The following is a 13,866-nucleotide window of genomic DNA, read 5'->3' as shown; positions in this document are numbered from 1 at the left end:
TCCTATTTCTGTACCACGATATTTTCTTGCGAAGGATCAACATGCTGCATTTGCAGCTTATCCGTTGCGATCCGCTCAACCCGGCTATGATCGCCGAGCGCATTTTCTTCAAGGATCAGGTTGCGCCATTCAATATCCAGCGCATCCCGCTCCACAACCAGTTGCTCACGCTGCGCGGTGAGTAAGCGCGTATGGTGTGCCGTGGTGACCACCGTAACCGCTGTGATAATGATGCAAACAAACAGACAGAGTGGCAGTTTGCCGAAGCGCAGGAGATCGTTGCCGATCACGCCATGCAAGGCATGGCGCTCGTTGCCTGCTAACGATCCCTTCACTTTGCCTAAGGCTTCTGTCACTCTGGCGATCATGCATTCGTCCTTTCTGCGATACGCAGCACTGAACTACGGGCGCGTGGGTTTTCTGCCACTTCGTTTTCGCCCGGCATCAATTTACCTAGCGCTCGTAACTGTCGGCCGCCCAGCTTGCTGAGCTGTGCTTCGGTCATCGGCAACCCCGCCGGAACCTGCGGACCACGGCTTTGCTCACGCATAAAGCGTTTTACGATGCGGTCTTCCAGCGAGTGAAAACTGATGATGGAAAGACGTCCGCCCGGGGCCAGCACGTCAATTGAGCTTTTTAGCGCCTGTTCGATTTCTTCCAGTTCGCTGTTCACCCAAATGCGTACCGCCTGGAAGGTACGGGTCGCGGGATGTTTAAATTTGTCTTTTACCGGCGTTGCGGCGGCAACGACTTCCGCCAGTTCTTTAGTGCGGGTCATGGGTTCTACGCGGTTACGCTCGACGATGGCGCGGGCGATACGTTTAGCAAAGCGTTCTTCGCCAAAAGTTTTCAGTACCCAGGTGATGTCGGCTTCTTCTGCCTTCAGCAACCATTCGGCGGCGGATTGCCCGCGGGTGGGATCCATGCGCATGTCCAGCGGACCGTCACGCATAAATGAGAAGCCGCGCTCAGCATCATCAAGCTGGGGTGATGAGACGCCAAGATCGAGCAGGATACCGTCGATCTTGCCAATAAGATCGCGTTCTTGCACATAGTCTGCCAGCGCAGAGAAAGGACCATGAATAATGGAAAAGCGCGGATCGTTGATGGCTTGCGCCACGGCAATCGCCTCGGGATCGCGATCGATCGCCAGCAGGCGTCCCTCCGGCCCAAGCTGGCCGAGGATCAGACGTGAGTGCCCGCCGCGCCCAAAGGTGCCATCAATATAGATACCCTCCGGACGAATGTTCAGACCGTTAACGGCCTCGTCCAGCAGTACCGTTGTATGTTTAAAATTTTCCATCATTTTTATAAGGATAAGTCCTGCAATCGCTCCGATAACTCTCCGGTCGCGGATTGCTCAGCGTCGATATCTTCCCTGACACGTTGATACCAGGCCGTTTCGTCCCACAATTCAAACTTGTTGAACTGTCCAACCAGCATCACTTCTTTGGTCAGTCCGGCGTGTTGCCGTAAAACCGGCGCTATCAATAAACGGCCAGCGTTGTCCATCTGACATTCGCTGGCATGTCCCAAAAGCAAACGCTGCACGCGGCGCTCAAGGGGATTCATGCCCGACAAGCGAGACAATTTACGCTCGATAATTTCCCATTCGGGCAGCGGGTAAAGCAGCAGGCATGGGTGATGGAGATCAATGGTACACACCATTTGACCGGAGGCGCTTTCAATCAGCATGTCCCGATATCGGGTAGGTACGGATAACCGCCCTTTGCTATCAAGATTGACCTGTGCCGCTCCACGGAACATGCCCGCTCACCCCTTCTCGCCACTTTATCCCACAAATTCCCACCAGAGGGAGTTTACGGAGCGGAGGAAAAGCTTGTCAAGCCAGCAAAAACCCCAGGGCGAGTAAAAAACGCCCTTCAGGCAGTTAATAATGGCTTTGATTAAATATCGAGCAATACGTGAGGCAAATTAACGCTATGAATATTTGTAAGAAAAAAGCGACATCTTTCCTTTCGGAGTGGAAGAGTTCGATCTTATCAGGCGAAAATATAAAGTGTCAGTTTGCGACGCGAGCGGCATTTTAGGACATTCTTGCTTTTGTTAACAGCACATCCTAGTCATTCAGGCTATGTAGTGGCTTCTGCTGCGCACTATTCATACGGTTGATTGATTAAGCCGGGTTCGCGGGCATTGTCGCCAGGGAGTCGTGTAACAAATTAATACAATAGAAATAGAATTTTACCTATAAAGAAAGGACCAGGCATATTTAATTGCCCGATTAAAAAATGAATAACAGGCAGGAGCAAAAATAAGGATTTATCCGAAAAGCCATAATAGGGTTTAAATGTTGCACGGCGTGGGCAAGAAATCGTCCATCGTGCAGCCCGACGGCGTTCACCGCCGGACCTTCACAGGCTTAGTGCCGACTTAACACACCACGGCGGTAGAGGTTACGGCGGATGCGGCTCAACCCCGGCTTAGGTTTGCGTGGCTCATCAAGACTTGCCAGCACAATTTCCAGCACCCGTTCCGCGACGTCGCGATGACGCTGGGCCACGGCCAGCACGGGACATTGCAGAAAATCGAGCAGCTCGTTATCGCCGAAGGTCGCAATCGCCAGATCGGACGGCAATTTGCCATCGCGTCGCAGGGTCACATCCATCACGCCTTGCAGGAGCGCGAAAGACGTGGTGAACAACGCCTGCGGCATCGGGTGCGTTTCCAGCCATTTTTCAAAAAGCTGCGCGGCCGCTTCCCGCTCATAGCTATTAGCATATAAATAATGCACTTCGCGCGGATCGTCTTTCCAGGCGGTACGGAAGCCCTGTTCTCTCAAGAAGCTGACGGAAAGCTCTGGCAGTGCGCCTAAATACAGCACGTTCTCTGCCGGAAAGGTGCGAAGTTCTGCGGCCAGCATTTCCGCATCATCCTGATCGGCACCCACCACGCTGGTAAAATGTTCGCGATCCAGCGCGCGATCGAGGGCGACAATCGGGAAAGTATCATTCGCCCAGCGCTGATAGAACGGATGTTCGGGCGGCAAAGAGGTGGAAACAATGATGGCGTCAACCTGACGCTGTAACAGATGTTCAATACAGCGCATTTCGTTATCGGGCTGATCTTCCGAGCAGGCAATCAATAACTGGTAGCCGCGCTGACGGGCCTGACGTTCAAGGTAATTAGCGATGCGAGTGTAGCTGGTATTTTCCAGATCCGGGATCACCAGACCAATGGAGCGCGTGCGTCCTGCGCGTAGCCCTGCCGCCACCGCATTCGGGTGGTAGTTGTGCTCGCGAACAACGGCCATGACTTTTTCGACGGTTTTGTCGCTGACCCGGTACTGTTTCGCTTTACCGTTGATCACATAGCTGGCGGTAGTTCGTGAGACGCCGGCAAGCCGGGCGATTTCATCCAGTTTCACAATTGCCCCTTAAGAGAAAAGATACTCCATAACCTTTTTAAGGTTAAATCCTTTAACATGCTAAGCGCAGAATAATCACATGGGCAACCGCTTTTCTATGCGCTCGTCCCGGTTTTCGCAAAAAAAAGCCCGACCAGCGCATGTCGGGCTTCCTGACAGGTCATTTTTTTACATTAACGCATGATTTTATCGCCGCGAGATAACCCGACAATCCCGGAGCGCGCTACTTCAACAATCCTGGCGACATCGCGCAGCGTCGCCAGAAAGGCGTCCAGCTTATCGCTGGTGCCGGCCAGTTGAACCGTGTAGATCGAGGGCGTAACGTCAATGATCTGCCCGCGGAAGATTTCCGTATTGCGTTTGACCTCTTCACGACCGTAGCCGCTGGCCTGCACCTTTACCAGCATAATTTCCCGCTCTACGTGCGGCCCCTGCCCCAGTTCGTTCACCCGCAACACATCCACCAGCTTGTGCAGCTGTTTCTCGATCTGCTCAATGACCTTTTCGTCGCCGACGGTCTGGATGGTCATACGCGAAAGGGTGGGATCGTCCGTGGGAGCCACAGTTAGGCTTTCAATGTTATAGCCGCGCTGCGAAAAGAGGCCAATCACGCGCGACAGTGCGCCAGACTCATTTTCCAGTAAAACCGATAATATCCGGCGCATAATCAGGTCCTCTCCGTTTTGCTCAGCCACATTTCGTCCATTCCCCCGCCGCGGATCTGCATCGGGTAAACGTGCTCACTGCCATCAACGGTCACGTCGACGAACACCAGCCGTTGATTGCGCACCTGCTCCAGCGCCTCTGCAAGCTTCGCTTCCAGCTCATGCGGATGGTTAATCTGGATACCGACGTGTCCATAAGCTTCTGCCAGGCGAACGAAATCCGGCAGCGACTGCATATAAGAGTGCGAGTGGCGACCTGAATAGATCATATCCTGCCACTGTTTCACCATACCGAGGTAGCGGTTGTTGAGGTTGAGCACCAGCACCGGCAGATCGTATTGCAGCGCGGTTGAAAGCTCCTGAATGTTCATCTGGATGCTGCCGTCGCCGGTTACGCAGACCACCGTTTCATCCGGCAGCGCCATTTTCACGCCGAGCGCCGCTGGCAGGCCAAAGCCCATAGTGCCGAGGCCACCGGAGTTGATCCAGCGGCGCGGTTTATCGAACGGATAATAGAGCGCGGCAAACATCTGGTGCTGACCGACATCGGAGGTGACATATGCTTCCCCTTTTGTCAGACGCCAGATTGTCTCGATCACCGCCTGCGGTTTAATGTTCTCGCTCTGCGTGTCGTATTTCAGGCACTGACGGGCGCGCCACTGCTCAATGTGCTGCCACCAGTCGCGGATCTCATCCAGCGGCTGAGCGGCGTTCTCCTGCTCCAGCAGTTCGAGCATCTGTTCCAGCACCCGGCGGGCATCGCCGACAATGGGTACATCGGCCGCTACGGTTTTTGAAATAGAGGTCGGATCGATATCAATATGCAGCACGGTGGCGTCAGGGCAGTATTTCGCCAGATTATTGGTCGTCCGGTCATCAAAGCGAACCCCGACGGCAAAAATCACATCCGAATGATGCATCGTCATATTGGCTTCGTAGGTGCCGTGCATGCCCAGCATGCCCAGCGCCTGACGATGCGTGGCGGGAAACGCGCCCAGCCCCATCAGCGAAGAGACCACCGGCAGATTGAGTTTCTCAATCAACACGCGCAGCTGATCATGGCATTCCGCATTGATCGCCCCGCCGCCCACGTAGACCACCGGTTTTTTCGCGGCGATCAGGGTTTGCAGCGCGCGCTTGATCTGCCCTTTATGTCCGGACGTCGTGGGGTTATAGGAACGCATACTGACCGACTCCGGCCAGACATAAGGCAGTTTATTGGCGACGTTCAAAATATCTTTCGGCAGGTCAACCACGACGGGTCCGGGACGGCCGCTTGCCGCCAGCCAGAACGCTTTTTTCAGCACGCCCGGAATATCTTCCGTGTGCTTGACCAAAAAACTGTGTTTCACCACCGGGCGGGAAATGCCCACCATGTCACATTCCTGGAAGGCATCGTAGCCAATCAGCGACGAGGCCACCTGCCCGGAGAGGATCACCAGCGGAATGGAATCCATGTAGGCGGTAGCAATGCCGGTAATTGCATTGGTCGCGCCAGGACCTGAAGTCACCAGCACCACCCCCACCTCACCGGTCGCGCGGGCCAGGCCGTCAGCCATATGCACCGCCGCCTGTTCGTGGCGTACCAGAACATGATCGATACCCCCCACCGTATGCAGGGCATCATAGATATCGAGGACCGCGCCTCCGGGATAGCCGAATACCTGCTTTACGCCCTGATCGATAAGCGATCGGACGACCATCTCGGCTCCTGACAACATCTCCATGATTTGCCTCCAGGCTTTTGTTTTTAATCAATGGCGAAACTCATTTCCCTGAGAACGCCAGTGCTCACTCAGAACTTTCACGTTTCTCTAACATAACCGCTTGATATGAGGCAGGCAATGAATTAGCGGGTGGCAATATGAGGTATGAGAAGAGGAAATAACACGAATCAGGGGAAAAATGGTATAAAGCTCGGATAATGAGAAAAGGGAATGTGCTTTACTCGGCGGATCAACAAAAATACAGGAAATCCTCCATTTTTTGCATCCGGTCAGCGCAGTGCAATGTGTGCTAACAGAGTAATATTCTAAAAAAATAACCATAAAAAGAATAAACCGGACATGTGTGTCCGGTTTATTTCAGGCGTGGAGATTAACGGCGGCAGACGGAAATTAACAGCTCTTCCATCCACTGATGGCCTTTATCGCGGCCTGCGGCTTCATGCCATGAGAGGTAGCAGGTGCGGCTGTTCAGTTTCAGCGGCAGCGGCTGTATTTGTAGCTCCAGCTTGCCGGCAAACTCTTCTGCCAGCCAGCGTGGGGCAATACAAACAAGGTCCGTTTTAGAAATAACGTTCAGCACGCTAATTAATGCCATCCCCTGATACGCAATAGAGGACTGTTTTTCCGGCGTGTCGTACCACGGTGCACTGAAAGAGGCAAAGCGGTCCAGGGCAACCACTGCATGTTCTTCACGATAAATATCACTTTCCAGCAGCGGTCCTTTTAAACGCGGATGCGCTTTACTGGCCACCAGCACCATTTCATCTTTAAATAAGGGGACGCAGGAAAACTCCGGACGGCGGAAATCTTCATAACCGATAACAAATTCCGTTTCCTGATAACGCAATTGATGCTCGGTATTTTGATTCAGTGAAGATTTGAAGACTAAATGAATGTTTGGTGCGATCTCTTCAACTTTATTGTAAATGATCGATGTCAGATAGTTATCGAGCGGGCTACAAACGCAAAGATTGAAAACTCGCTCACTACTAACGGGTTCAAAGCCGGAGCCAGGCAGCTCATTTTGCACCAGTTGCAGCGCCTGCCTCACCGATCCAAAAAGCTGGAAAGCTCTGGCGGTTGGCTGAATGCCACGCCCGTAACGCACAAAAAGCTCATCATTAAACATCACTTTAAGACGCGCCACCGCATTGCTGACCGCAGGCTGAGACATACCCAGTGTATGTGCAGCCCGCGTGATATTTTGCTCCTGCATAACTGCATCAAATACAGTGAGAAGGTTGAGATCGACCATGCGAAGCTGTGGCTTAATCTCTTCGCGGGTTTGAGGATGTTCCATTTTTTCAGCCTGCATATTTAACTCCACTGTCACACTAGCTCCCTTTGCCATTACGCAGCGATAAATCCTGTTAATATGATTTACCATGCATATAGAATTAGCAAAAGAGAAATATTGATTTTTAGGAATATATAAAGGTTTGCATGATGGAAATGGAGATAAAAATCAGGCCAGAAACGCTAAATATTTATCCAAAGCATAACCATTACTTGATGAATATAGTTTAATCATAAACATCATCAATACACAATCAGCCATCTGGTTAATTACATTTTAAGTTATACTTACGCGTTCAATATTTTTATACTTTTATTTCACATTACGTTATCAAAAAAGTCCCTGGTTCGTTAAAAAACCTTATCAGCATTAGCAAATCACAGGAAAATCAAAGAAATAAAAAAATATCAAAAATTATCAAATTGCAAACATTGTTATCAATGTTGCCTCTGCGATTTTATTGACGACCAGCGGCAGCCTGGTTATCTCTCAGGACACCCTTTTTCCAGCACAATTAGCTAAAGAATGCATTAGCGATAACGCGGAATGATGTCCATTTTCGGCCATAAGGGTTGACATCGTCCTGGCTATCCAGTACCACTAAAGGTATATCGTATTCATCTGGAGCATGGCTTAAATGATTTCCACTACTCGCTTCACCGGTCTACTACTACTAAACGCAACTCATCTGCGCGGTAGACTGGCGGGCGACAATCAACATTAAGCCTCTTCAGTAAGATAAGAACCCGCGCCATTGCGCGGGTTTTTTTATGCTCGTAGCAAAGCGCCCCGGACAGACAACAAGGACCTAAACCATGAGCCAGCAAGTCATTATTTTCGATACCACCTTACGCGACGGTGAACAGGCGTTACAGGCAAGTCTGAGTGTGAAAGAGAAGTTACAGATTGCGCTGGCCCTTGAGCGTATGGGCGTTGACGTAATGGAAGTGGGCTTCCCGGTCTCCTCGCCTGGCGATTTTGAATCAGTGCAAACCATCGCACGCCAGGTGAAAAATAGCCGCGTTTGTGCGCTGGCACGTTGTGTAGAGAAGGACATTGACGTGGCGGCTGAGTCGCTGAAGGTCGCAGAAGCATTCCGGATCCATACTTTTATTGCCACCTCGCCAATGCATATCGCCACCAAGCTGCGCAGCACCCTGGACGACGTGATCGAACGTGCGGTGTATATGGTGAAGCGCGCACGCAATTACACCGACGATGTCGAATTCTCCTGTGAAGATGCAGGCCGCACGCCGATTGCCGATCTGGCCCGCGTCGTGGAAGCGGCGATCAACGCTGGCGCGAAGACTATCAATATTCCCGATACCGTTGGCTACACCATGCCGTTTGAATTTGGCGGCATTATTCAGGGCCTGTACGAGCGTGTGCCGAATATCGACAAAGCGATTATCTCCGTCCATACCCATGACGATCTGGGTCTGGGCGTCGGCAATGCGCTGGCGGCGGTACATGCCGGTGCGCGTCAGGTTGAAGGGGCAATGAACGGCATCGGCGAGCGCGCGGGCAACTGCTCGCTGGAAGAAGTGATCATGGCGATTAAAGTTCGCCAGGACATTCTGAACGTACAGACGCGCATCAATCACCAGGAAATCTGGCGCACCAGCCAGATGGTCAGCCAAATCTGCAATATGCCGATCCCGGCGAACAAAGCGATTGTCGGCACTGGTGCCTTCGCCCACTCCTCCGGTATTCACCAGGACGGCGTGCTGAAGAACCGTTCTAACTACGAAATCATGACCCCGGAATCCATCGGCCTGAACCAGGTGCAGCTGAACCTGACCTCCCGCTCGGGCCGTGCCGCTGTTAAACATCGGATGGATGAGATGGGCTATCAGGAAAGTGATTACAACCTGGATAACCTGTACGACGCCTTCCTGAAGCTGGCGGATAAAAAAGGTCAAGTGTTCGACTACGATCTGGAAGCGCTGGCCTTCATTAACAAACAGCAGGAAGAGCCTGAGCACTTCCGTCTGGACTTCTTTAGCGTGCAGTCCGGCTCTGCGGATATTGCCACCGCCGCCGTGAAATTAGGCTGCGGTGAAGAAGTCAAAGCGGAAGCGGCCAACGGCAATGGCCCGGTAGATGCTGTCTATCAGGCGATTAACCGTATTACCGGCTATGACATCGAACTGGTGAAATATAGTCTGACTGCGAAAGGCCACGGCAAAGACGCGCTCGGCCAGGTGGATATCGTGGCTAACTATAACGGTCGCCGCTTCCACGGCGTCGGCCTGACCACCGACATCATTGAATCGTCGGCAAAAGCGATGGTACACGTCCTGAACAATATCTGGCGTGCCGCCGAAGTGGAAAAAGAGTTACAGCGTAAAGCGCAAAATAAAGAGAACAACAAGGAAACCGTGTAATGTCGAAGAACTACCATATTGCCGTTTTGCCGGGTGATGGCATTGGCCCGGAAGTGATGGCGCAAGCCCTGAAAGTACTGGATGCGATCCGCAACCGTTTTGACCTGCGCATTACCACCAGCCACTACGATGTCGGCGGTATTGCGATTGACCGTCACGGCAACCCGCTGCCGCAGGCCACCGTCGCCGGTTGCGAGCAGGCCGACGCGGTGTTATTTGGCTCCGTTGGCGGCCCGCAATGGGAACATTTACCCCCTGCGCAGCAGCCGGAACGTGGCGCACTGCTGCCGCTGCGTAAGCATTTCAAACTGTTCAGCAACCTGCGCCCGGCTAAGCTGTATCAGGGACTGGAAGCGTTTTGTCCGCTGCGCGCAGACATCGCCGCCAACGGCTTTGATATTCTGTGCGTGCGCGAATTGACCGGCGGCATTTACTTTGGTCAGCCGAAAGGCCGTGAAGGCAGTGGCCAGCATGAAAAAGCGTTTGATACCGAGGTTTATCACCGTTTCGAAATCGAACGCATTGCGCGGATCGCTTTTGAGTCCGCCCGTAAGCGCCGCCATAAAGTCACGTCAATCGATAAAGCCAACGTATTGCAGTCATCTATCCTGTGGCGCGAAATCGTTAATGAAATCGCCGGCGACTATCCGGACGTTGAACTGGCGCACATGTACATCGACAACGCGACCATGCAGCTGATTAAAGATCCGTCCCAGTTTGACGTGCTGCTGTGCTCCAATCTGTTTGGCGACATTCTTTCTGACGAATGCGCGATGATCACCGGCTCGATGGGAATGCTGCCCTCCGCCAGTCTGAATGAAGAAGGCTTTGGCCTGTATGAACCGGCTGGCGGCTCCGCGCCGGATATCGCCGGGAAAAATATCGCCAACCCTATCGCGCAGATCCTGTCGCTGGCGCTGCTGCTGCGCTATAGCCTGGACGCCGACGATGCGGCAAGCGCTATTGAAGCGGCGATCAATCGCGCGCTGGAAGAAGGCATCCGTACCGGGGATTTAGCCCACGGCGCGGCGGCTGTCGGTACTGATGAAATGGGTGACGTCATCGCCCGCTATGTGGCTGAAGGGGTGTGATCATGGCTAAGACGCTGTATGAAAAATTGTTTGACGCCCATGTGGTGTATGAAGCGCCAGACGAAACCCCGCTGCTGTACATTGACCGCCATCTGGTCCATGAAGTGACATCGCCTCAGGCGTTTGATGGCCTGCGTGCTCATGGTCGCCCGGTTCGCCAGCCGGGTAAAACCTTTGCGACGATGGACCACAACGTCTCGACGCAAACCAAAGATATCAACGCCTCGGGCGAAATGGCCCGTATCCAGATGCAGGAACTGATCAAAAACTGCAACGAATTTGGCGTCGAACTGTACGATTTGAACCACCCTTATCAGGGCATTGTTCACGTGATGGGGCCAGAACAGGGCGTAACGCTGCCGGGCATGACTATCGTTTGCGGTGACTCGCACACTGCGACTCACGGCGCATTTGGCGCACTGGCTTTTGGCATCGGCACGTCAGAAGTGGAACACGTGCTGGCAACGCAGACCCTGAAACAGGGCCGCGCAAAAACCATGAAAATTGAGGTTCAGGGCACTGCCGCGCCGGGCATTACCGCCAAGGACATCGTGCTGGCGATCATTGGCAAAACCGGCAGCGCGGGCGGCACCGGTCACGTTGTCGAATTCTGTGGCGATGCTATTCGCGCCCTGAGCATGGAAGGTCGTATGACCCTGTGCAATATGGCGATTGAAATGGGGGCCAAAGCGGGCCTGGTTGCGCCGGATGAGACCACCTTTAATTATGTCAGAGGGCGCCTGCATGCGCCGAAGGGTAAGGATTTTGACGACGCGGTAGCGTACTGGAAAACCCTGAACACCGATGACGGCGCGCATTTTGACAGCGTCGTTACGTTGCAGGCAGAAGAAATTGCGCCGCAGGTGACCTGGGGCACCAACCCCGGCCAGGTGATCTCCGTCAACGAGATCATTCCCGATCCTGCCTCCTTTAACGATCCGGTTGAACGCGCCAGCGCCGAAAAAGCACTGGCCTATATGGGGCTGAAACCGGGCATTCCGTTGACTGACGTAGCGATCGATAAAGTGTTTATTGGCTCCTGCACCAACTCGCGTATTGAAGATCTGCGCGCGGCGGCGGAAATCGCCCGCGGTCGTAAGGTCGCTCCTGGCGTTCAGGCGCTGGTAGTGCCGGGTTCTGGTCCGGTGAAAGCGCAAGCGGAAGCGGAAGGCCTGGATAAGATTTTTATCGACGCCGGTTTCGAATGGCGTCTGCCGGGCTGCTCAATGTGCCTGGCGATGAATAACGATCGCCTGAATCCCGGCGAGCGCTGCGCTTCCACCAGCAACCGTAACTTCGAAGGACGTCAGGGTCGTGGTGGACGCACTCATCTGGTCAGCCCGGCAATGGCCGCCGCCGCGGCAATTTCCGGTCATTTTGCCGATATTCGCAGCATCAAATAAGGAAAACATCATGGCAGAAAAATTTACGCAGCATACTGGCCTGGTGGTTCCGCTGGATGCCGCAAACGTCGATACCGACGCGATTATCCCAAAACAGTTTTTGCAGAAGGTCACCCGCACCGGTTTTGGCGCACATCTGTTTAACGACTGGCGCTTTCTGGACGAAAATGGTCAACAGCCCAACCCTGAATTTGTGCTGAACTTCCCGGAATATAAAGGCGCTTCGATTCTGCTGGCGCGGGAAAACTTCGGCTGCGGCTCGTCGCGCGAGCACGCACCGTGGGCGCTGACCGATTACGGTTTTAAAGTGGTGATCGCCCCGAGCTTTGCCGACATTTTTTATGGCAATAGTTTCAACAACCAGCTACTGCCAGTCACGCTGAGCGATGAACAGGTCGACGAACTGTTTACGCTGGTGCAGGCGAATCCGGGGATAACCTTCGAAGTTGACCTGGAAGCGCAGGTAGTGAAGGCGGGAGATAAAACCTACGGCTTTACTCTCGATGCATTCCGTCGCCACTGCATGCTGAACGGTCTGGACAGTATCGGCCTGACGCTCCAGCATGATGACGCCATTGCCGCCTATGAAAATAAGCAGCCTGCGTTTATGGGGTGAAAAAAGGGGTGCGTTGAGGCTGCCTTAACGTCACGATCGGCGGGGATTGCTCCCCGCCTGAGCTCTTAACGTTTAACTTCGTAGGCCAAAATCGCCGTGAACTCTGTATTTCCCCGTTTCAGGTGCAGCTCACATAGCGTGTCGCGCACTATCCAGGTGAATATCAGCATGGTGAAGCACATCACCATTAATCCATACAGCAGATTACGTTTCGGCATTCCGGCCTCCGTCGTTGCCTTGCGGCAGTTAAAAGGCTATTCTCATGTTGTTTGGGCATGAAACTGGCCTCATTCGATTTATAGTCGGGTGGGGCTTTTCTCTGCATGCCATTCAGCCAGCGCCTAAGGCATACAGCCTCAAGCACCCGCCGCTGACTCTATCCCTGTCCTCGCCTGCTGTAACCCCTGCCGTGTCGTTTTCACGAGTTGCCTTCCAGAATTTTTCTGCTTTTAAGTTTTTGTGCTTGAACGTGACTTCGGCTATCGTCAGCATCAGAGAGGCGATTGATGATGGCAGAGAATAAAATGGATAAATCGGTTAGCGTTAAAAATATTACCTTTCGCGAAGGAGAAACGCGTATTTGCGTCCCCCTGGTGGGCAAATCTCTGGAAGAACTACAGCAGCGAGCGCAGGCCCTGACCGACGCGGGTGCCGATATTATTGAATGGCGCGTCGATCACTATGCCGATGTTGCCAACCCGGAGCGAGTGATGCAGGCGCTACAGACAATTCACCGGACATTGGCCCCGATACCGCTCATCTTTACTTTTCGCAGTAAAAAGGAAGGCGGAGAAAGCGAACTGTCCGAGGAGGCCTACTTTGCTCTGAACCATCTGGCAGCGAGCAGCGGCCTGGTCGATATTATTGATATCGAACTGTTTAATGACGAGATGCGTATTCGGAAGGCTGTTGATGCGGCGCATGCGGCAGGGATTAAAGTCATTATGAGCAGCCATGACTTTGTGAAAACCCCGGCCAAAGAAGAGATTATCCACCGCCTGTGCCGGATGCAGGATTTAGGTGCAGACCTGCCGAAAATCGCCGTTTTGCCGCAGTGTGCTGAAGACGTACTGCGGCTGCTGGAGGCGACATTAACCATGAACCAACAGCATGCCACGCGCCCTGTCATCACCATGTCGATGGGTAAAATGGGCGGCGTCAGCCGGGTAACTGGTGGCCTCTTTGGCTCTGCGATGACCTTTGGTATGGCAGGTCAGGTCTCTGCACCTGGGCAGATTGAAATCGGCAAGCTGCGCGAGATAATGTCAATTCTCTCGTGAAAAGGGGTGCGT

The 13,866-nt window shown here is 53.2% G+C and carries 14 protein-coding genes; 6 read left to right on the top strand and 8 right to left on the bottom strand.

Annotated elements, in window-relative coordinates; genetic code table 11:
- Nucleotides 1–2 precede the first annotated feature (2 nt).
- From ftsL to leuO, 7 genes are all read right to left on the bottom strand, one after another.
- On the bottom strand, nucleotides 3–368 hold the full coding sequence (ftsL, locus tag ACMGGS_RS10965; protein WP_414166076.1) for a cell division protein FtsL: 366 nt from the start codon (nucleotides 366–368) through the stop codon (nucleotides 3–5).
- On the bottom strand, nucleotides 365–1,306 hold the full coding sequence (gene rsmH, locus ACMGGS_RS10960) for a 16S rRNA (cytosine(1402)-N(4))-methyltransferase RsmH (protein ID WP_414166074.1): 942 nt from the start codon (nucleotides 1,304–1,306) through the stop codon (nucleotides 365–367). The genes ftsL and rsmH overlap by 4 nt, the downstream gene beginning before the upstream one ends.
- A 2-nt stretch (nucleotides 1,307–1,308) precedes the next feature.
- Nucleotides 1,309–1,767: a division/cell wall cluster transcriptional repressor MraZ gene (gene mraZ, locus ACMGGS_RS10955; RefSeq protein WP_414166073.1), complete on the bottom strand. Its 459-nt coding sequence runs from the start codon at nucleotides 1,765–1,767 to the stop codon at nucleotides 1,309–1,311.
- A gap of 616 nt (nucleotides 1,768–2,383) precedes the next feature.
- Nucleotides 2,384–3,388 (bottom strand): catabolite repressor/activator, encoded by a 1,005-nt coding sequence (cra, locus tag ACMGGS_RS10950; RefSeq protein ID WP_176917962.1) that lies wholly within the window; start codon nucleotides 3,386–3,388, stop codon nucleotides 2,384–2,386.
- A gap of 173 nt (nucleotides 3,389–3,561) precedes the next feature.
- A complete protein-coding gene (gene ilvN / locus ACMGGS_RS10945; RefSeq protein ID WP_176917961.1) occupies nucleotides 3,562–4,053 on the bottom strand; it encodes an acetolactate synthase small subunit in 492 nt (163 codons plus the stop codon).
- Nucleotides 4,054–4,055: 2 nt separating this feature from the next.
- Nucleotides 4,056–5,780: an acetolactate synthase 3 large subunit gene (gene ilvI, locus ACMGGS_RS10940; RefSeq protein WP_414166071.1), complete on the bottom strand. Its 1,725-nt coding sequence runs from the start codon at nucleotides 5,778–5,780 to the stop codon at nucleotides 4,056–4,058.
- 370 nt (nucleotides 5,781–6,150) lie between these two features.
- On the bottom strand, nucleotides 6,151–7,095 hold the full coding sequence (gene leuO, locus ACMGGS_RS10935) for a transcriptional regulator LeuO (protein ID WP_176918027.1): 945 nt from the start codon (nucleotides 7,093–7,095) through the stop codon (nucleotides 6,151–6,153).
- Between the two features lie 619 nt (nucleotides 7,096–7,714).
- Between leuO and leuL the strand changes: the two genes are divergently transcribed.
- From leuL to leuD, 5 genes are all read left to right on the top strand, one after another.
- Nucleotides 7,715–7,801, top strand: a complete 87-nt coding sequence (gene leuL / locus ACMGGS_RS10930; RefSeq protein ID WP_176918421.1) for a leu operon leader peptide — start codon at nucleotides 7,715–7,717, stop codon at nucleotides 7,799–7,801.
- 91 nt (nucleotides 7,802–7,892) lie between these two features.
- Nucleotides 7,893–9,464 (top strand): 2-isopropylmalate synthase, encoded by a 1,572-nt coding sequence (gene leuA / locus ACMGGS_RS10925; RefSeq protein WP_414166070.1) that lies wholly within the window; start codon nucleotides 7,893–7,895, stop codon nucleotides 9,462–9,464.
- Nucleotides 9,464–10,555: a 3-isopropylmalate dehydrogenase gene (gene leuB / locus ACMGGS_RS10920; RefSeq protein ID WP_176918314.1), complete on the top strand. Its 1,092-nt coding sequence runs from the start codon at nucleotides 9,464–9,466 to the stop codon at nucleotides 10,553–10,555. Before leuA ends, leuB begins: the two co-directional genes overlap by 1 nt.
- A 2-nt stretch (nucleotides 10,556–10,557) precedes the next feature.
- Complete coding sequence (leuC, locus tag ACMGGS_RS10915; protein WP_176918315.1) at nucleotides 10,558–11,958, top strand: 3-isopropylmalate dehydratase large subunit; 1,401 nt, start codon at nucleotides 10,558–10,560, stop codon at nucleotides 11,956–11,958.
- 10 nt (nucleotides 11,959–11,968) lie between these two features.
- On the top strand, nucleotides 11,969–12,574 hold the full coding sequence (gene leuD, locus ACMGGS_RS10910) for a 3-isopropylmalate dehydratase small subunit (RefSeq protein WP_176918316.1): 606 nt from the start codon (nucleotides 11,969–11,971) through the stop codon (nucleotides 12,572–12,574).
- 65 nt (nucleotides 12,575–12,639) lie between these two features.
- Here the strand turns inward: leuD and ACMGGS_RS10905 are convergent, their stop codons facing one another.
- A complete protein-coding gene (locus ACMGGS_RS10905; protein ID WP_176918317.1) occupies nucleotides 12,640–12,792 on the bottom strand; it encodes a Hok/Gef family protein in 153 nt (50 codons plus the stop codon).
- A 306-nt stretch (nucleotides 12,793–13,098) separates the two neighbouring features.
- On the opposite strand from ACMGGS_RS10905, the gene aroD reads away from it, so the two are divergent.
- Nucleotides 13,099–13,854 (top strand): type I 3-dehydroquinate dehydratase, encoded by a 756-nt coding sequence (gene aroD / locus ACMGGS_RS10900; RefSeq protein ID WP_414166248.1) that lies wholly within the window; start codon nucleotides 13,099–13,101, stop codon nucleotides 13,852–13,854.
- Nucleotides 13,855–13,866 lie beyond the last annotated feature (12 nt).

It is taken from the genome of Superficieibacter sp. BNK-5 (assembly GCF_047456055.1).
In the GTDB taxonomy this organism is placed as follows: Bacteria; Pseudomonadota; Gammaproteobacteria; order Enterobacterales; family Enterobacteriaceae; genus Superficieibacter.
Note: the sequence above shows the minus strand (reverse complement) of the source record. Positions and strands in the feature narration are given on the sequence as shown.